Consider the following 18,550-nt stretch of genomic DNA (forward strand, 5'->3'; position numbering starts at 1 on the left):
TCGTTCAGTTGACCAGCAGGTTCAGCTCGCGCAGCAGCGGCACGCCGATCTCGCGGGCGCGCTGCATGCGGCGCTCGACGTCCTGCGGGCTGAAGTACTTGGCGGCCAGGCCGGTGGGCTCGACGGCGCGGCGGAAGTCGGGGTCTTCCGCGGCCTTGCGGAACGCGTCGTGCAGCACCTTCACGCGGTCGGCAGGCATCTTCTTCGGCGTGACCAGCATCAGGATGCTGTTGAACACGTCGGTGTTGCGGATGCCCTTCTCTTCCGAGGTGGGCACGCCCGGCAGCTCCGGCAGGCGCTCGTCGCCGAACACCAGGATCGCCGCGAGCGAGCCGTCCTTCAGCTGCGGCGCGATGCCGGAGACGGCGACCACCGCGGTCTTGACGTGCTTGCCCATCACCGATGGGATGTATTCGTTGCTGCCCTTGAAGGGTACGTACGTCATCTGGATGCCCGCATCGCGCGCGAGCACCTTGCCCAGCAGGTCGGGGGCGGAGCCGCTGCCGGCGCCGCCGTAATCCATTGAACCCGGCTCCTTCTTCGCCTGCGCGAGGAAGTCCTCGTACTTGCGCCAGGGCGCGTCGCCGCGCGTGAAGAGCACGTGCTTGAACTGCGAGTAGCCGAGCAGCGGCGAGAGGTCCTCGGGGTTGAACCGCATCTTCTGCTGCAGCACGGTCAGCGCGAGGAAGCCGTCGGTCGTCATCCCGATCGTGTAGCCATCGGGCTCGGCGCCGGCCAGTTCCGTCATCGCGAGCGCCTGCGCGGCGCCGGGCTTGTTGATGATGACGAGCGGCTGGGGCAGGTACTTGCCCGCGGCATTGACCAGCGCGCGCAGCGTGCCTTCGGCCGCGCTGCCCGGCGGGAAGCCGACCAGGATCCGGATCTCCTTGGAGGGGTAGCGGTCCTGTGCGGAAGCGGGCGCCAGCGGCAGCGCCACCAGCAGGCCGACGGCGGCCAGCGTCGCGGCGCGCCTGAAGAGGTCGAGTCTCATCGTCACTCCTTGTCAACGGGGCGAAATCGATTATCCGGCGCAGAATCGGCGAAGAGCTCCACGCGGGTACGATCGGCGCCATCGAATTTCCTTATCCGGCCGATGGTCCCCAGCAAGCACATCCACGTGTTCCGCACCGTGTGCCACGAGGGGACGGTGACGCGTGCGGCCGAGGTGCTGCGCCGCACGCAGTCGTCGGTCTCGCGTTCCGTGCGGGAGATCGAGGACGGCCTCGGCGTGCCCCTGTTCGAGCGGCACGGGCGCGGGATGCTGCTCACCGAATTCGGCAAGCTCCTGCTGCAGCGCGTCGAGCGCGCCTTCGGCGAGCTGGAGTCCGCGCGCAGCGGCCTGCTCGAGAAGGAACCCGGCCGGCGCCTGCGCCACGCGGGCATCTTCTCGCTGTCGGTGAATGAAGTGCGCCTGGATGTGCTGCAGGCCTTCGCGGTGCGCACGCGCGTGAACCTCGTCGCGCGCCAGCTCGGCGTGTCCCAGCCCGCGGTGAGCCTGGCCATCCGGGACATCGAGGCCGCGGCCGGCTTCCAGGTGTTCAACCGCAACGTCAGCGGCGTGGGCCTCACGCCCGGCGGCGAGACGCTGCTGCTGCACGTGAAGCGCGCGCTGGCCGAACTGCGCGTGGCCCAGGCCGAGATCGCCGCGATGAAGGGCGAGCTGCGAGGCGACGTCACCGTCGGCACGCTGCCTTTCGCGCGGCCCTACATGCTCCCCGTTGCCGTGGCGCGGCTGCTGGACGAGCACCCGGGACTGCGCGTGGCCACTGTCGAAGGGCCGTTCGAGACGCTGGTGTCGGGCCTGCTGGCCGGCGACCTCGACTTCGTCATCGGCGTGCTGCGGCCCGTCGAGCTCCATCCGGAGCTGGTCCGCGAGGAACTGTTCGTGCAGGACATGGCCGTGTTCGCGCGCGCCGGACATCCGCTGGCGCGGCGCAAGAGCCTCGCCCTGAAGGACATCGCGGGCGAGCAGTGGGTGCTCGCGCGCCGCCGCACGCCGACGCGCAACGTCATCTCCGCGCTGTTCGAGCGCCAGCAGCTGCCGCATCCGAACGTGGTGGTGGAGTCGTCCGACCTCACGTTCATCCACGGCCTGCTGCTGCAGAGCGACATGCTCACCGCGACGTCGACGCACCTGTTCCACCAGCAGGAAGAGAACGGCAGCCTGGTGAAGCTGCCGGTGGCGCTGCCGGGCACGAGCCGGCCCGTCGGCATCCTGCGGCGCACGCGCGAACATTCGTCGCCGGGCGCGAACCTGCTGATCCAGTGCGTGCGCGAAGTGCGCTGGCCGGATCGATAGCCCGACTGCGGAGTCCTCTATTGACTTCGGGGGGTCCGCCCTCTACCCTGCCTATCGATTAATCCTCAATAATCGATTGCAGATGCGTTTCTCCTCTCCCCCGTCGCGCCGCCAGACCCTGGCGCTCCTCGCCGGCGCCGCGCTGGCCCCGCTCACGTCCACCGCCCGCGCCCAAGCCTGGCCGGCACGGCCCGTCACCTTCGTCGTGCCCCTGCCGCCGGGCGGCGCGACCGACGCGCTCACCCGCAAGCTCGCGGACAAGCTGAGCAAGTCGCTCGGCCAGCCGGTCGTGGTGGAAAACCGCGCGGGCGCCGGCGGCACCGTCGGCGCGGGCTACGTGGCCAAGGCCAACCCGGACGGCCACACGATCCTGATGGGCGTGACCGGCAGCAACGCGATCAGCGCGTCGGTCTACAGCAAGCTGCCGTTCAACCCGGCGAAGGACTTCGCGCCCGTCGCGCTGATCGTCCGCTCGCCGCTGGTGCTGGTGAAGCGCCCCGGCCTCGCGGTGAATTCGCTGGCCGACTACGTGGCCGCGGCCCGCGCCAAACCCGAAGCGATCACCTATTCGTCCCCCGGCCGGGGCACCACGCTGCACCTGGCCGGCGGCATGCTGGGCATCGCCGCCAACATGCGGCTGATGCACGTGCCCTACCAGGGCAGCGGCCCGGCGCTGCAGGCCGTGCTGGCCGAGCAGGTGGACAGCATGTTCGCCGACCTGATGCAGGTGCTGCCGATGATCAAGGCCGGCAAGCTGCATGCGCTGGCCGTCACGTCGAAAGAGCGCCACGCGTTGCTGCCGCAGGTGCCCACGGTGGCCGAGTCCGGCTTTCCCCAGTACGAGGCGATCAGCTGGCATGCGCTGTTCGCCCCCGCGGGAACGCCCGGGCCGGTGGTGGAGAAGCTGCACGCGGAGGTCGTGCAGGCTCTGCGGGAGCCCGACATCCAGGAACACTTCGCTGCGCTCGGGCTCGTGGTCGACGCGCGCACGCCGGCAGACACGCAGCGCTTCGTGCAGGAGGAAACACAGAAGTGGGCGCAGGTGGTGAAGGCCACGGGCGCGGCGCTGGACTGAACGCGGGAGGCCGGACTTGGACATCCATTACGCCAGCGCGGTCGAGCTCGCCGCCGGCATCCGTGAGCGCCGTTTCTCCAGCCGCGAACTGCTGGAGACTTTCCTGAAGCGCGTCGAGGCGCTCGACGGCCGCATCAACGCCATCGTGGTGCGCGACTTCGAGCGGGCGCGCGCAGCGGCCGACGAGGCCGATGCCGCCCTCGCGCGCGGTGACGTCAGGGGCCCGCTGCACGGCGTGCCGATGACGGTGAAGGAGTCGTTCGACGTCGAAGGCCTGCCCACCAGCTGGGGCGTTCCGGCGCTGAAGGACAACATCGCGTCGTCGACCGCCGTGTCGGTGCGACGCCTGCAGGACGCCGGCGCAGTGGTCTTCGGCAAGACCAACATCGCGCTGCTGCTGGCCGACTACCAGAGCGCCAACGAGAACTACGGAACCACCTCGAACCCCTGGGACCTCTCGCGCACCTGTGGCGGCTCCTCCGGCGGCTCGGCCGCGGCGCTGGCCGCCGGGCTCGTCGGCTTCGAATGGGGCAGCGACATCGGCGGCTCGCTGCGCGTGCCGGCGCACTACTGCGGCATCTACTCGCACAAGCCGACCTGGGGCGTGATCCCGCCCGCCGGCCACTGGATCTCGCCCGGGCCGCGCACCGACGTTTCGGTGCCCGGTCCGATGGCGCGCAGCGCCACCGACCTCGAACTCGGCCTCAAGCTCACGGCCGGCCCCGACGGCGCCGACGCCCGCGCGCTGCGGCTCGAACTGCCCGCCTGTCCGCACAAGTCGGTGCGCGACTTCCGCGTCGCGGTGATGAGCGACTGCCCCGAAGCCGAAGTGGACGACGAGATCCGCACGGCCGTGGATGCGGTGGCGCGCCACCTGGCCGCCGAGGGGGCAAAGGTTTCGCAGGCGCGTCCGGACCTCGACTATCGCCAGCTCGCGCGCAACGACGTGCCGCTGTTCTTCCGCGCCACGACCTCGGGCCGCGTGCCGGACGCCGAATACGAGCGGCTGCTGCGGGAACGCACGACGCTCGACCCGGCCGACGACCGGCCGTACGAGCGCTATGTCCGCGCCGTCACCGCCACGCACCGCGACTGGCTGCAGGCCAACATGCGCCGCTATGCGATGCAGCAGGCCTGGGAGCGCTTCTTCGGCGACTGGGATGTGCTGATCTGCCCGACCGCGGCGACCACCGCTTTCCGCCACGACCCGACGCCGATGCTCGAACGCACGGTGCAGGTCAACGGCCGCGCGCAGCCGGTGGCCGACCAGATGTTCTGGGCCGGCCTCGTCGGCATCCCCTACCTGCCTGCCACCGTGGTGCCCGCCGCGCGTTCACGCGAGGGCCTGCCGATCGGCGTGCAGATCGTCGCGCGCCAGTACGGCGACCTCACCTCGATCGCGCTGGCGCGCCTGCTCGAGCAGGGCTTCCGCCGCTTCGAGCCGCCGCCGCAACCCTGACGCGCGGGCGCCGCCCGCAAGGAGACAGACATGGACAAGCTGGCGATCGCCAACGGCACCGTGGTGACGATGAACCCGGCGCGCGACATCCTTCCCGGCGGCACGGTGCTGGTCGAAGGCGGCCGCATCGCGGCGGTGCTGCCGCCGGGCGCGGGTGTTCCCGAGGGCTACAAGGCGCTGGACGCGAAGGGCTGCGCGGTGCTGCCCGGCCTCGTGAACGCCCACACGCACCTGTACGCATCGCTGGGCCGCAGCCTCTCGTTCGGCGAGGACCTGCTGCAGTGGCTCGGCACGCAGAAGAACCTGATCGCCCAGTTCGACGACGAGGATTTCCTCACCTGCATCGAGGTGGGCCTGGCGCTGAACATCAAGTCCGGCAACACCTGCGTGGTCGATGCGATGGCGCTGCCGGCCCGCAGCGACGCGCGCTACCGCGAGGCGTTGCGCCTGGCCGCGCGCTACAGGCTGCAGTACGTGATGGCGCGCGCCTACACCAGCCAGATGGTCGCGCCGGAGTACGCGGAGGACCTGCCCACCCTGGAGAAATCCCTGCGTTCGCTGCTGGACGAGTTCCACGGCAGCGCCGACGGCCGCATCGCCATCGAACTGTCTCCCAACCTGCCCTGGGGCCTCTCCAACGAGGGCTTCCGGATGACCCGGCGGCTCGCCGACGAGTACCGCGTGCGGATCCACATGCACACGGCGGAGTCGGCCGACTACCCGGTGATGATTGAGAAGGCGTTCGGCCACCGCTCGAACATCAAGGTGTACGAAGACGGCGGCTGCCTCGGCCCGGACGTGCAGCTGCTCGGCTGCGCCGCGCTCACCGACGCCGAGTTCGACATCGTCGCGCGCACCGGCACGCGGGTGATCCTCGACCCGGTCTCCGGCACGACGCTGGGCACCGGCGAGCCGCCCGTGCTGAAGGTGATCAACAACGGCAACCCGACGGCAGTAGCGACCAACGGACTCGCGAGCGCGGGAGCCCAGGACCTGTTCGAGGCCATGAAGACCATGGTGAGCCTGGCGCGTACGCGCGGCGGAGGCGTCCGCGCCATGTCGATGCAACGCGCGCTCGAGATGGCGACCATCGAGGGCGCCCGCGCTCTCGGGCTGGACGGCGAGATCGGCTCGCTGGAAACCGGCAAGCGCGCCGACGTGATCTGCGTCGACCTCGACAACGTGTTCTGCGGCCCCACCTTCGACGTGGCCGCCACGCTGGTGTTCGCCGCCACCAGCCGCGACGTGCGCGACGTCATCGTGGGTGGGCAGGTCGCGGTGCGCGACCGCAAGCTGCTGCTGGCCGACGAGGCCGAGCTCACGGCGCGTGCGACCCGGCGCGCCGGCGCCGCGCTCCAGCGCGCCAGGGCCAAGGGCGCGGCCGGATGATCTACGCGCAGTCGCTCGTCAACGGCCTGCTGCTCGGCGGGCTCTACGCCTGCATCGCCGCCGGCTTCTCGCTGGTGTGGGGCGTGCTGAACATCATCAACATCCTGCACGGCGCGTTCATCGTGCTGGGGGCCTATGTCGCCTTCTTCTTCCACCAGTGGTGGGGCATCCATCCCTTCGTGTCGGCGCTCGGCGCGGCCGCCATCGCCGGGATCATCGGTTACGTGCTGCAGGCGAGCCTGATCAACCGGGTGGTGGCCAAGTCGGTGCTGATCACGCTCACGCTCACCTTCGGGCTGGAGCTGATGGCCAACAACGCGATGCTGCTGGCCTTCACCGCCGACTTCCGCAAGGTGACGCTCGACAGGCCGCTGGGCAACGCGGACATCGGCGGCATCTTCCTGCCGCTCGACCGCGCCGCGGCGATGGGCCTGTCGCTGCTGGTGATCCTGGCCGTGGCCTACGCGCTGAAGGCGACCCGCATGGGCCGCGCCATCGTCGCGGTGCGCACCGACCGCGAGGCCGCGGCGCTGATGGGCGTGGACGTGGCGCGCACCTATGCGCTCACGTTCGCGATCGGCGCGATGATGGCGGCCGCCGCGGGCAGCCTGCTCAGCCTGGTGTTCCCGGTCTCGCCACTCAGCGGCCACGTGTTCCTCGGCAAGGCCTTCGTGGTGTGCGTGCTGGGCGGCGTGGGCAGCATCGGTGGCGCGGTGGTCGGCGGCATCGCGCTCGGCCTGATCGAGAGCTTCGGCGGCATCGTGTTCGGCCCCGAAAGCGGTCTGATCCTGGCGTTCACGCTGCTGCTCGCCTTCCTCGTGGTCCGGCCGCAGGGCTTCATGGGCAACAAGGCGCTGGTATGAGCAGGCGCGAGCTGGCCGCCCTCGCCGCCGTCCTGGTGCTGCTCGCCCTGTTGCCTGCCGTGGGCAACAACTACGTGCTGCGCGTGGGCACGACGATGCTCATGTACGCCGTGCTGGCGATGGCCTGGAACTTCATCGGCGGATTCGCCGGCTACCCGTCGTTCGCGACGGCGGCGTTCTTCGGCCTCGGCGCCTACGCCGGCGCGATCGTGCAGTCCAAGGGGCTGCCCGCGATCTCCGCGTGGATCTTCGCGGCGGGCGTGAGCGCGCTGGTCGCGCTGCTGCTGGGGCTGGCCGTACTGCGCCTGCGCGGCCACGCCTTCGCGATTGCGACGCTCGTGGTGGTGGAGCTGCTGCGCGAGATCGTCAACGGCTGGGTCTCGCTCACCGGCGGCGGCATGGGCATCAACCTGCCGGGTGCGATGACGCCGGAACAGGGCGCGCGCTACTACTTCTACGCGATGCTGGCGCTGGCGGCGATCACCTATTGCGCGATGCACGCCGTCGCCATCCGGCGGCTCGGCTTCGGGCTGCGCTGCATCAAGCAGAACGAGGACGCGGCGAGCATGGTGGGCGTCAACACCACCGTCTTCAAGTCGCTCGCCTTCATGCTGTCGGCCGCGTTCACGGCCGCGGCCGGCGCCGTGTACGCCTCCTGGACCGCCTACATCGAACCGGCCGACGTGTTCGACATCATGTTCTCGATCAAGGCGATCGTGATGGTGCTGCTGGGTGGCGCCGGCACGCTGCTCGGGCCGGTGCTGGGGGCCGTCGCCTTCCTCGCGCTGGATGAACTCGTGTGGCGCAATTTCCTGACGCTGCACACCGGCATCCTAGGCCTGCTGATCATCCTGCTGATCCTGTTCCTGCCGATGGGCCTGACCACGTTCAGCTGGCGCACCGCGCTGGGCAGCTGGCGGCCGGCGCCGGGGAGGCGTACATGAGCGCTCCGCTGCTGGAGCTGCGGCACGTGGCCCGCTCGTTCGGCGGCGTGCACGCCATCCGCGACGTGTCGCTCACGCTCAAGCGCGGCGAGGTGATCGGCGTCATCGGCCCCAATGGCGCCGGCAAGACGACGCTGGTGAACGTGATCACCGGCGTGCACCCGCCCTCCTCCGGCGAGATCCTGCACGAGGGCGCGCCGATCCACGGCCTGAAGCCGTACCAGGTGGCGGCGCGCGGCATCGCCCGCACCTTCCAGGTGGTCCAGCCGTTCCCCGCGATGACGGTCATCGAGAACGCGATGGCCGGTGCGCTGTTCGGCTCGGGCATCCGCTCGATGCCGCAGGCGCGCGAAGCCGCGATGGAGCACCTGCGTTTCTGCGGCCTGCACGCGCTGGCCGAACGGCCCGCGTCGCAGCTGACGCTGGCCCAGCGCAAGCGCCTCGAACTGGCCAAGAGCCTGGCGATGAGCCCGCGCCTCCTGATGCTGGACGAGGTGAACGCCGGCCTCAACACGGCCGAAGTCGACCAGGCCCTGGAACTGATCCGCGCCATCGCCGCCCGCGGCATCACCGTCCTGATCATCGAACACCTGCTGAAGGTGGTGATGACGCTGTGCAGCCGCGTCGTGGTGCTGCACCATGGCGAACTGATCGCCGACGACCCGCCCGGCGAGGTGGTGCGCGACGAGCGGGTGATCAAGGCCTACCTGGGAGACAAGTTCGCCCAGCGGTTGCGGGAGGCGCATGGCTGAAGCGCTGCTGAAGGTCGATTCGCTCGTCTCCGGTTATGGCGACATCACGGTGCTGCACGGCGTGGGCTTCGAGATGGCGCCCGCCGAGACCCTGTGCCTCGTGGGCTCGAACGGCGCGGGCAAGACCACGCTGCTGCGCACGCTGTCGGGGCTGCTGGACGTGCGCGGGGGCAGCGTGCGGTTCGACGGGAACGACATCACGCGCTGGGGGCCGCGGCAGATCCTCGCTGCGGGGATCGCCCATGTTCCCGAAGGCCGGCGCCTGTTCGGGCCGATGAGCGTGATCGACAACCTGCGAATGGGCGCCTACCTGCGCCACGACACGGCGGAGATCGAGCGCGACATCGAGCGGATGACTGCCATGTTCCCCATCCTGGCCAGGCGTGCGAACCAGCAGGCCGGCACCCTCTCGGGCGGCGAGCAGCAGATGTGCGCCATCGCGCGCGGCATGATGGGCCGGCCGAAGCTGCTGATGATCGACGAGTTGTCGCTCGGGCTCGCGCCGCAGGTGGTCGAGCAGCTCGGCGGGGTCATCGCGCAGGTCGCCCGCGAAGGCGTGGCCGTGCTGCTGGTCGAGCAGGACGTGACGACCGCCTTCGAGCTCGCCAGCAAGGGCGTGGTGCTCGACACCGGACGCGTGTCGCTGCAAGGCCCGACCGCCGAACTCTCCCGCAATCCCGCCGTGCGCCAGGCCTACATGGGTCTGGCCTGACGCATATCCCCGACGCTTCAACACTCAAAGGAGCCCCCATGAAGCCCGATTTCCTCCGCCGCTCGATCCTGGTGTCGTTCGCGTCTTCGGCGGCCCTCCTGCCGTTGCCCGGCCTGGCCGCCGACAAGGTGCTGAAGATCGGCGCCGCGCTGCCGCTCACCGGGCCGCTGTCGCCCGAAGGCGTGCGCCAGCGCAACGGCTACCAGATGTGGGCCGACACCGTCAACGCCAAGGGGGGCATCAAGGCCGGCGGCGACACCTACAAGGTGGAGATGGTCTACGTCGACTACCAGTCCAACACGCCGCGCGCCGTGCAGTCGGTCGAGCGGCTGATCACGCAGGACAAGGTCGACTTCCTGTTCGGCCCGTTCGGTTCGGGCGCGGTGAAGGCGGCCAGCGCCGTCAGCGAGAAGTACGGCGTCCCCATGATCGCGCCGAATGCCGCGTCCGAGCAGGTCTACGACCAGGGCTTCAAGTACCTGTTCGGCGTGTACTCGCCCAACCAGACGCTGACCGAGCCGGTCGCCGAGCTGGTGGCCAAGACGCAGCCCACCATCAAGAAGGTGGCGATCCTCGCGCGCAACGACCTGTTCCCCACCGCGATCGCCGACGAGCTGCAGAAGTCCGTCAAGTCCCGCGGCATCGAGGTGGTCTACAGCGAGAAGTTCGCCATCGGCACGGTGGACTTCGGCGCGGCGATGACGAAGATGCGCAGCACCACCCCCGACTGGGTGTTCATCGCCGGCTACACCAACGACCTGATCCTGGCCCGCAAGCAGATGGCCGAACAGGGCGTGAGCGGCAAGCTGCTGACGATGGTGGTGGGCGCCGCCGACCGCAACTTCATCAAGGCCGTCGGTCCGCTGGCCGAGAACGTGACGACCTTCGCCTGGTGGGACGTGGCCGCGGGCTACAAGTCCAAGGACATCTTCGGTTCCGCCGAGAACTTCGGGAAGCTGTACGAAGCGAAGTTCAACGAGCCGCCGGAATACGCGGGCGCCGGTTCCGCCGCGTGCGGCGTTGTGCTGCAGATGGCGATCGAGAAGGTCGGCGGCGTCGACAAGGCCAAGGTGCGCGATGCGATCGCGGCCACCGATGCGATGACGTTCTGGGGTCCGGTGAAGTTCGGCCCCACGGGCCAGATCTCGTCGCTGAAGCCGCCGCTGCTGCAGAACCAGAAGGGCAACCCGGTGGTGATCTATCCGCCCGAGATCAAGCGGGCCGACCTGAAGATCGGCTTCAAGTGAACACCGCCACGGTGCGCGCGGACTGGCTGCTCGCTTCGGCGCGCGCAGCCGCGGTCGAGCGCGGCGTGGAGGTCCGTTACGACAGCACTGGCGTGCTAGCGATCGAGCGCGTCCAGCCCAGCGGCGACGCGACGCTGCTCATGCCGCCGCTGGCCAACGCGCACGACCACGGCCGCGGCATCAGGACGCTGGCCTACGGTGCGTTCGACGCGCCGGTGGAGGCGTGGGTCCCGGCCACGTACACGTTGCCGCCGGTCGACCCGTACCTGGTCGCCGCGGCCGCGTTCTGCCGGATGGCGCGCAGCGGCATCGGCTCGGCGGTGCACTGCCACCTCTCGCGCGATCCGCGCACCCTGGTGCGCGAGGCGCAGGCGGTGAGCCGCGCCGCGCGCGACGTCGGCATCCGCATCGCCTTCGTCGTGCCGCTGCGCGACCGGCACCGGCTCGGCTACGGCCCCGACGAAGCCATCCTGCGGCTGCTCGATGCGCCGGATGCCGAAGCGATCCGCGCGCGCTGGCTGCGGCCGATCGCCTCCATCGACGAACAGGTGTCCGTGGTGGACGAGATCGCCGCCGCCTGCGATTCGCCGCAGTTCCAGGTGCAGTACGGGCCGGTCGGGGCCGAATGGTGTTCCGATCCCCTGCTGGAGCGCATCGCGGCCGCCTCCGGAGCGAGCGGCCGCCGCGTTCACATGCACCTGCTCGAGTCGCGCTACCAGCGCGAGTGGGCCGACCGCGAGTACCCGGAAGGCATCGTGCGCCACCTCGACCAGGCCGGGCTGCTGTCGCCGCGTCTCACCGTGGCGCACGGCACCTGGTTGCGTCCGAACGAATGCGAGCTGCTGGCCAGCCGAGGCGTGGTCGTGTCGATCAACACCAGTTCCAACCTGCGCCTTCGCTCCGGCGTCGCGCCGTTGCGGCACATCCGCGAAGCGGGATTGAAGTTCGCCGTGGGACTGGATGCGCTGGCGATCGACGACGACGACGACCTGCTGCGCGAGATGCGCCTGCTGCGTCTGCTGCACGGCGGCACGGGCTTCGCACCGGGCGTCCCGCGCGAGGCGGTCCTGGAGGCGGCCTGCTGCCACGGCGCCGCCGCGGCGGGCTGCGCGGGCGCCGGCGAGATCGCGGCCGGCGGGCCGGGCGACCTGCTGCTGCTCGACCTGAAGCGCGAGACCGCCGACCTGTGCGAGCCGCTGTCGGACGTCGCCACCCTGCTGCATGCGCGCGCCACCGCGGCCAGCGTCCGAACGCTGGTGGTCGCGGGCCGGACGGTGGTCCAGGACGGAAAAGTCTGCGGCGTCGACGAAGCGGCGGTCGTCTCGGAGCTGCACGCGCAACTGCGGACGCATGCGGACGCCATGGCGCAGTTCCTGCCGCTGCTGCGCCGCTACCAGTCGGCGCTGGCCGATTTCTACGAAGGAAGGACCCGTTCAATGGGAGACTTGCCATGAGCCTCGACAACTTCAAACGCACGCTGCCCGCCAACCGCATGGTGTTCGACGTCCGGCGCGACATGGCGCTGGTGCAGCGTTTCAGATCGGACCTCGAAGGGCTGATGGAGTCCTACGGCCTTTCCGCCGAGGAGCGCGACGCGTTCCGCGCCCAGGACCTCAAGCGGATGCTGGCGCTCGGCGTGCATCCTTATTTCCTGACGCAGATCACGCGCCTCTTCCACGGCTCGGCGAACAACCACCAGGGCAGCGCGGCGATCCAGGCGTACCGCCGGCAGCTGGTCGACTCGAAGGACTGAGCACCATGGCGCAACTTGTGAGCTGCATGGCCGTGGCGCACGCGCCGGGCATGACGGGCTGGTTCGACAAGGCCGAGCCCGGCCAGCGGGAGCGGCTGCAGGCCGGCTACGCCGACCTGGGCCGCCGCCTGAAGGCCGCGCGGCCGGACGTGGTGATCGGCTTCGGCAACGACCACCTGCTGAACCTGCCGTTCGACAACCTGCCGGACATGTGCATCGGCACCGCCGCGCAATGGGAAGGACCCGCGCCGTGGTTCCAGGACTGGCTCGCGATCGAGCCGTTCCGCGTGCCGGGCAAGCCCGACGTCGCGCACGCGCTGGTGCAGGCGCTCGACCGGCGCGGCCTGGCGCTCGCCTTCCGCCCGGACCTGCTGATGGACGACAACTTCAGCGTGCCGCTGAAGGTGCTCACGCCGCAGTTCGACGTTCCGTTCATCCCGGTGCACATGAACTGCCTGGTGCCGCCGGTGCCCACGCCCAGGGCCTGCTTCGACAAGGGCGCGCTGATCGCGCGGGCGATCGCCGAGGACCTCCCCGCCGGCCTGCGCGTGGCGATCATGTCCACCGGCGGGCTGTCGCACGACCCGGGCGGGCCGCGCTACTTCGAGATCGACGAAGCCTTCGACCGCTGGTTCCTCGCGCTGCTGCAGCAGGGCGATACCGAGCGCGCGTTCGCCGAATGCACGCTGGAGCGCATGCGCGCCGCGGGCGCGGGCGGTACGCCGGAGCTGATCGCCTGGTTCGTCGCGTGGGGCGCGGCGCAGGGCGCGCCGGCCGAGATCGTCTGCTACGAACCCACCGTCGGCCTGCGCTGCAGCATGGGCGGCGTCAGCTGGAAGTGAAGGAACGACGATGGAACGCGAGAGACTGCCGCTGCCCGACCACGTCGTCACCCACGATGCGGGGCGCACCACGGTCTACCTGCTGCACGGCATCTACGGCGCCAAGGAATACTGGCGGCCGCTGACGCGCCGGCTGGTGGAGGCGGGCTACCGCGTGATCGCATGGGACGCGCCCGGCTACGGCTTGTCCAAGCGCCCGGACGACTTCAGCTTCGACGTGGTGGCCGAAGCCGGTGCGCGGCTCATCCGCGCCACCGGCACCGAACACAACGTGGTGTTCGGCCACAGCATGGGCGGCCAGATCACGCCGCGGCTGGTCGGCAAGGTGGCGGACCGCGTGCGCGCGGCCGTGATCACCGCCACCATCGGCTACTTCGCCAATCGCACGCCGGAGGAGCAGGCCGAGTTCGTCCGCACGCGAACGAAGCCGCCCGAGCCGGGCACCGACCCGAAGGTCGCGCAGCTCGCCGTCATCAACGGCATGTTCGCGGCCGGCGCCACCGGGGCGGACGTCGACCTGGTGCGCGAAGTTGCGATGCAGACGCCGCCGGACAGCGTGCAGGCGTCGGTGCGCGCCGTGCAGGCCTACCCCGAGCAGGACGCCGTCGGCGCATTCCGCGCGCTGGCCGTGCCCACGCTGCTGGTCGCCGGGTCGGAGGACAAGGTGGGGCATCCCGAAGGCATGCGGCGCGTCGCGGCGATGGCCGCCCGCTCCGAGTTCGCGGTGGTTTCCCGCTCGGGGCATTACCCGTGGGCGGAGAACACCGCGGAGTTCACGCCGCTGCTGCTGGATTTCCTGCGGCGGCACGCGCCTGCGGGCTGACACGCGTTGAAGGAACGTCCGATGAAGAAGCTGCTCGCCTCCTGTTGTTTCGCCCTCGCATGCGCATCGCAGGCGAACGCCCAGGGTTTCCCGTCCAGGCCGATCACGCTCGTGATCCCGTTCTCGGCCGGAGGCCCCGCGGACATCATCGCTCGCACGATCGCGCCGAAGCTGCAGGAGGAGCTGGGCCAGCCCATCGTCGTCGACAACCGCGCGGGCGGCAACGGCAACATCGCGCACGCGCTGGTGGCCCGCGCGCCGGCCGACGGGCACACGCTGCTCTACGTGGCGCCCGGGATCGTCACCAATCCTTCGCTGTTCAAGGCCGCGCAGGTCGACCCGTTCAAGGAGCTCACGCCGGTCGCCCAGCTCACGACGCAGTCGTACGTGATGATCGCGCATCCCTCGTTCAAGCCGAGGACGCTCCCCGAGCTGATCGCGGCGGCCGACACCGGCCAGGTGACCTGCGCGAGCGGCGGCGGACTACCCGCTTTCGCCTGCGACTGGCTGCGCTCGACGACGAAGAAGAACATCACGCACGTCCGCTACAAGGGGACGCAGGCGCTCAACGACCTCGTCGGCGGGCACGTGAACGTGATGGTCGACCTCTTCAACACCGCGCTGCCGCAAGTGCGCGCCGGCACGGTGCGGCCCATCGCGCTCACCCGCGCGACGCGTGGCCAGCCGCTGCCGGACGTGCCGGTCTTCGCCGAGACGCTGCCGGGCTTCGTGCTGCAGGGGTGGCACGGCATCATGGCGCCCGCAGGCACCGCGGCGGACCGGGTCGAACGCCTGAACGCGGCGTTCACCCGCGCGCTCGCCGACCCCGCCGTTCGCCAGAAGATCACGGACAGCTTCATCGAAGTCACGCCCACGAGCGCGGCGGCCTTCGCTGAGACGCTCAAGCGCGACTACGAGAAGTACGCGCGGATCGTGAAGGAAGCGGGCATCCAGCCGGACTGAAGGCGCGGCTACGACACCCGGGTCACTCGGGCGAGATCTTCGCCGCCTTCACCAGCTGCGCGTTCTTGCGGATCTCCTCCTGCACGAACTCACGGAAGGCCGGCCCCGAGCGCGAGACCGTCTGCACGCCCATGCCGCGCAGCGACGTCCTGACGCCGTTGTCGGCCAGCGCCGCATCGCTCGCGCGGCGCAGTTCGGCGACTACGTCGGCCGGCGTTCCCTTGGGCGCGAACAGCCCGGCCCAGGTGCCCGCCTCGACGCCCTTGAACCCGAGCTCGGCGAAGGTGGGCACTTCCGGCAGTGAAGGATGCCGCTCCGCCGAGGCGACGGCCAGAGCGCGGGTCTTGCCCGACTGCACCAGCGGCAGCGACACCGCGACGGTGTCGAACATCATGTCGACCACGCCGCCCATCAGGTCCACCGAAGCGGGCGCGCCGCCCTTGTACGGAACATGGGTGAGCTGCACCCCGGAGGCGCGTTCGAACATCACGCCCGCGAGATGCAGCGACGTGCCCAGGCCCGCCGACGCGTAGGTGAGCTTGCCCGGCTCCGCCTTTGCGCGCGCGACCAGTTCCGCCACGTTTCTCGGGCCCTTCTGCGGGTGCACCACCAGCACGTTGGGCACGCTGCCGAAATACGCGATGGGCTCGAAGTCGTTGAACGCGTCGTAGCCCGGCTTGTTGAAGAGCGAGGGATTGGCGCCGTGCGTCGCCGACGTTCCGACCAGCAGCGTGTAGCCGTCCGGCTGGGCGCGCGCGACCGCGGCCGCGCCGATGTTGCCGGCCGCGCCCGCGCGGTTTTCCACCACCACCGACTGCTGCAGCTCGCGCGACATCTGCTGCGCGACCGTGCGCGTGATGTTGTCGATGGCGCCGGCCGCCGCGAACGGCACGATCAGCTTCACCGGCTGCTGCGGGTACTTGCGTTGCGCCCACGCGTTCAGCGGCAGGGCCGATGCGGCCGCCACGGCCAGGGTTGCGCCCAGCCATTCGCGGCGGGTCGGGTTGTTCTTGAAGATCACTCTTGCTCCTAGGTTTCCAGGGTGACGACCGCCACCTTCTCAAGCGTCTCGAAGATCTCGAGCACGTACGGTACGCCCTTGCGCACGTCGATCACGACGCCGGGCGAAAGGTCCACGGTCTCGCCCTGCGTGCGCAGGCGGCCACGGCCCTTGTAGACGACGAAGCTTTCCGACCAGGTCATGCCGTCCGGACGCACGTAGGTGCCCGGCTCGGCCTTCCACTTCGCGAGCCGATAAGGCTCGCGGCCCCGGTCGGTCGGGACGGTGGCGCGCGACGTGCCGGGGGCCTGCGCGATGGGTTCCCAGGGCACCGAGGCGGCGCTCGCTTCGAATTTGTGTGTCATCGGGCGGTCCCCATCTGCTTGTGCAGCCAGGCTGCGATGCGCTCGCGCTCGGGGCCGGAGCCCTCCACGACGCCGGGAATCTTCAGGAACTCATGGTCCGCGCCCTGCACCACCGAAACCGTGATCGGCACGTCGACGAGAGACAGCGCGTGGGCCATCGAGAAGGTGTGGCTCAAAAGAGCGTCCTGGTCGCCGCAGGACAGGTAGGTGGGGCACATCTTCCCGAGGTGCGGGTTGTGCACGGGACTCACCAGTGGCAGGCGGATCTTGTCGGTGAAGTTCATGCCCAGGTACGACATGATGAACATCTCCGACACGCCGGCGTAGTAGTGCGGCTGTTGCAGCCACAGGGGCACGTCGAGCACGCCGAATTCCAGCACGGCCGCAGCGAACCTGACGGGAACGCCGGCGAGGTCGCCGCCGTCGAGGTCCTCCTCCGAGCCGTGCAGCGCGAGCACCGTGCAGGCCGCAAGGTTGCCGCCGGCGGAGCCGCCGCCGATCGCGATACGCGACGGGTCGCCGTTGTATTCCGCGATGTGCCTGCTGACCCAGCGCGCCGCGTAGATGCAGTCTTCGAGGCCCTGCGGGTACGGCTGCTCGGGGGCGAGCGCATAGTCGACGTTCACCACGACGAAGCCGGCCGTTGCGAGCAGCATCCCGAGCTTGCGCTCGCCTTCCGCGGTGCCGGTGAACCAGCCGCCGCCGTGCAGGTGGATGAGGACCGGGAAAGGTCCCTTCCCGTGCGGGACATAGATCTCCGCGGTGGGCGTGCTGCGCCCCTTGGGGCGCATCACCACGTGCTCGTGGAACTGCGCAAGATCGGGCAGGTCGACGTTCAGGCGAGCGTAGAGGCCGGCGCCCTTCTTGCGGCGGGCGACGAGGTCCTCGATGGACGTGATCGGCTTGTATTCGGCGAGCTGGCCCGTGACGAGCGAGCGCCAGTGCTCCATGTTGGCGTGGGGCATCTTTTCCTTCCTTGCTTACTGCAGCGCCTGCCTGGCGACGTTCTCGTAATCCGCGCGCACCTTCACGTACTCCGCGGGCGGCACCATCTTGAGCGGTGCCATCAGCTCGGTGAGCGGCTTCCACTCGGCCGGTGTCTTCACGCCCGGCAGCACCGGGTAGCTGTGACCCTTGCTCACGACGGCCTCCTGGGCTTCGGGCGTGAGGAACCAGGCCTGGAACAGGCGCGCGGCCTTTTCGTTGGGGGCGCCCTTCATGATCGCGGTGCCGCCGAACAGCGGCACGACGCCCTTGTCGATGAACGCGAATCCGACGGGGGAGCCGGCTTCCTTCATCTGCAGGTAACGCGTGAAGGACCCCCACGCGATCATCTTCACCGAGCCCGCGCCGACGTTCGGGTAGAGCGGCGGCACGCTCGGCACCACCTGCGCGTTGTCGCGGATCCCGCGCATCAGCTTCGGGTCGATTAGGCCGCTGTTGAACAGCTCGATCCAGACGAGCGTGGCGCCGCCGCCGCCCAGCGGGTTGTCCAGCACGAACTGGCCTTTCAGGCGCGGGTCCGCGAGGTCAGTGATCGATTTCGGCGCGTCCGCCGGCTTGATCTGCGTCGTGTTGTAAAGCGTGCCGTACGCGTCGGCGAACATGATCAGGAACTTGCCGTCCGGATCGGCGAAGCGCGCCGGCAGGGCCGAGAAGTTCGGCGGCTTGTACGGCGTGACGCGGTCCTTGGACACGTTGTAGAGCAGCTCCGTCATGCCGGCCATCAGCACGTCGGCTTCGGTCTTTCCGGCGGCGAATTCCGCATCGAGCTTGCTCACCAGCCGCGGCCCCGTCAGCGGGTTCGGCACGACGGTGACGTTGGGGAAGCGCTTGGTGAACACCTCCCAGAGCGGCTTGTACAGCGCGGAATACCCGCCGTACACGACCACCTGCGACTGCTTCGCAGCCACGGCTTCGTCATAGAGCTTCTGGATCGCGGTGGCATTGGCCGGGCTGCCGGCCCACGCGGTGTCCTGCGCGAACCCGGGCTTTCCGCAGATGAGGGTTGCGGCCGCGGCGGCGGCAATTGCTTGTCGGCGTGAGAAGGTCATGACAGCTCCA

General features: G+C 69.8%; 19 protein-coding genes. 14 read left to right on the top strand and 5 right to left on the bottom strand.

The window, feature by feature from the left end; translation table 11 throughout:
• Positions 1 to 4: 4 nt before the first annotated feature.
• A complete protein-coding gene (locus tag EZ313_RS15030; protein ID WP_135264097.1) occupies positions 5 to 991 on the bottom strand; it encodes a Bug family tripartite tricarboxylate transporter substrate binding protein in 987 nt (328 codons plus the stop codon).
• Between the two features lie 102 nt (positions 992 to 1,093).
• Here EZ313_RS15030 and EZ313_RS15035 point away from each other — a divergent pair, with 102 nt between their 5' ends.
• The 14 genes from EZ313_RS15035 (at position 1,094) to EZ313_RS15100 (ending at position 15,121) form a co-directional block, all read left to right on the top strand.
• On the top strand, positions 1,094 to 2,299 hold the full coding sequence (locus EZ313_RS15035; protein ID WP_135264098.1) for a LysR family transcriptional regulator: 1,206 nt from the start codon (positions 1,094 to 1,096) through the stop codon (positions 2,297 to 2,299).
• An 82-nt stretch (positions 2,300 to 2,381) separates the two neighbouring features.
• Entirely contained in the window at positions 2,382 to 3,374 is a 993-nt protein-coding gene (locus EZ313_RS15040) for a Bug family tripartite tricarboxylate transporter substrate binding protein (protein WP_135264099.1), read from the top strand.
• 16 nt (positions 3,375 to 3,390) lie between these two features.
• A complete protein-coding gene (locus EZ313_RS15045) occupies positions 3,391 to 4,833 on the top strand; it encodes an amidase (RefSeq protein WP_135264100.1) in 1,443 nt (480 codons plus the stop codon).
• A 30-nt stretch (positions 4,834 to 4,863) separates the two neighbouring features.
• Positions 4,864 to 6,222 (top strand): amidohydrolase family protein, encoded by a 1,359-nt coding sequence (locus tag EZ313_RS15050; RefSeq protein WP_135264101.1) that lies wholly within the window; start codon positions 4,864 to 4,866, stop codon positions 6,220 to 6,222.
• Positions 6,219 to 7,085, top strand: coding sequence for a branched-chain amino acid ABC transporter permease (locus tag EZ313_RS15055; protein WP_135264102.1), 867 nt, complete (start codon positions 6,219 to 6,221; stop codon positions 7,083 to 7,085). The genes EZ313_RS15050 and EZ313_RS15055 overlap by 4 nt, the downstream gene beginning before the upstream one ends.
• Complete coding sequence (locus EZ313_RS15060; RefSeq protein ID WP_135264103.1) at positions 7,082 to 8,029, top strand: branched-chain amino acid ABC transporter permease; 948 nt, start codon at positions 7,082 to 7,084, stop codon at positions 8,027 to 8,029. The genes EZ313_RS15055 and EZ313_RS15060 overlap by 4 nt, the downstream gene beginning before the upstream one ends.
• Positions 8,026 to 8,781: an ABC transporter ATP-binding protein gene (locus EZ313_RS15065; protein ID WP_135264104.1), complete on the top strand. Its 756-nt coding sequence runs from the start codon at positions 8,026 to 8,028 to the stop codon at positions 8,779 to 8,781. The genes EZ313_RS15060 and EZ313_RS15065 overlap by 4 nt, the downstream gene beginning before the upstream one ends.
• Entirely contained in the window at positions 8,774 to 9,493 is a 720-nt protein-coding gene (locus EZ313_RS15070) for an ABC transporter ATP-binding protein (RefSeq protein ID WP_135264105.1), read from the top strand. Before EZ313_RS15065 ends, EZ313_RS15070 begins: the two co-directional genes overlap by 8 nt.
• A 38-nt stretch (positions 9,494 to 9,531) precedes the next feature.
• On the top strand, positions 9,532 to 10,740 hold the full coding sequence (locus tag EZ313_RS15075; RefSeq protein ID WP_135264106.1) for an amino acid ABC transporter substrate-binding protein: 1,209 nt from the start codon (positions 9,532 to 9,534) through the stop codon (positions 10,738 to 10,740).
• Positions 10,737 to 12,194 (top strand): amidohydrolase family protein, encoded by a 1,458-nt coding sequence (locus tag EZ313_RS15080; protein ID WP_135264107.1) that lies wholly within the window; start codon positions 10,737 to 10,739, stop codon positions 12,192 to 12,194. Before EZ313_RS15075 ends, EZ313_RS15080 begins: the two co-directional genes overlap by 4 nt.
• Complete coding sequence (locus EZ313_RS15085) at positions 12,191 to 12,493, top strand: hypothetical protein (protein ID WP_135264108.1); 303 nt, start codon at positions 12,191 to 12,193, stop codon at positions 12,491 to 12,493. Before EZ313_RS15080 ends, EZ313_RS15085 begins: the two co-directional genes overlap by 4 nt.
• Before the next feature lie 5 nt (positions 12,494 to 12,498).
• On the top strand, positions 12,499 to 13,335 hold the full coding sequence (locus tag EZ313_RS15090; RefSeq protein WP_135264109.1) for a DODA-type extradiol aromatic ring-opening family dioxygenase: 837 nt from the start codon (positions 12,499 to 12,501) through the stop codon (positions 13,333 to 13,335).
• 10 nt (positions 13,336 to 13,345) lie between these two features.
• Positions 13,346 to 14,158 carry an alpha/beta fold hydrolase gene (locus tag EZ313_RS15095; protein ID WP_135264110.1) on the top strand — a complete coding sequence of 271 codons (813 nt, stop codon included), beginning with the start codon at positions 13,346 to 13,348 and terminating at the stop codon, positions 14,156 to 14,158.
• A 21-nt stretch (positions 14,159 to 14,179) separates the two neighbouring features.
• Positions 14,180 to 15,121 (top strand): Bug family tripartite tricarboxylate transporter substrate binding protein, encoded by a 942-nt coding sequence (locus EZ313_RS15100; RefSeq protein ID WP_135264111.1) that lies wholly within the window; start codon positions 14,180 to 14,182, stop codon positions 15,119 to 15,121.
• Between the two features lie 22 nt (positions 15,122 to 15,143).
• Here EZ313_RS15100 and EZ313_RS15105 read toward each other — a convergent pair whose 3' ends face one another.
• From EZ313_RS15105 to EZ313_RS15120, 4 genes are read right to left on the bottom strand one after another with little or no spacing between them, the layout of a single operon-like run.
• Complete coding sequence (locus tag EZ313_RS15105; RefSeq protein WP_135264112.1) at positions 15,144 to 16,142, bottom strand: Bug family tripartite tricarboxylate transporter substrate binding protein; 999 nt, start codon at positions 16,140 to 16,142, stop codon at positions 15,144 to 15,146.
• An 8-nt stretch (positions 16,143 to 16,150) separates the two neighbouring features.
• Complete coding sequence (locus EZ313_RS15110; protein WP_135264113.1) at positions 16,151 to 16,486, bottom strand: cupin domain-containing protein; 336 nt, start codon at positions 16,484 to 16,486, stop codon at positions 16,151 to 16,153.
• The gene (locus tag EZ313_RS15115) at positions 16,483 to 17,451 is read right to left on the bottom strand and encodes an alpha/beta hydrolase (RefSeq protein WP_135264114.1); all 969 of its coding nucleotides are present in this window, start codon (positions 17,449 to 17,451) and stop codon (positions 16,483 to 16,485) included. Before EZ313_RS15115 ends, EZ313_RS15110 begins: the two co-directional genes overlap by 4 nt.
• Before the next feature lie 15 nt (positions 17,452 to 17,466).
• Positions 17,467 to 18,540: an ABC transporter substrate-binding protein gene (locus tag EZ313_RS15120; RefSeq protein WP_135264115.1), complete on the bottom strand. Its 1,074-nt coding sequence runs from the start codon at positions 18,538 to 18,540 to the stop codon at positions 17,467 to 17,469.
• Positions 18,541 to 18,550: the final 10 nt, after the last annotated feature.

Source organism: Ramlibacter henchirensis (assembly GCF_004682015.1).
GTDB lineage: Bacteria > Pseudomonadota > Gammaproteobacteria > Burkholderiales > Burkholderiaceae_C > Ramlibacter > Ramlibacter henchirensis.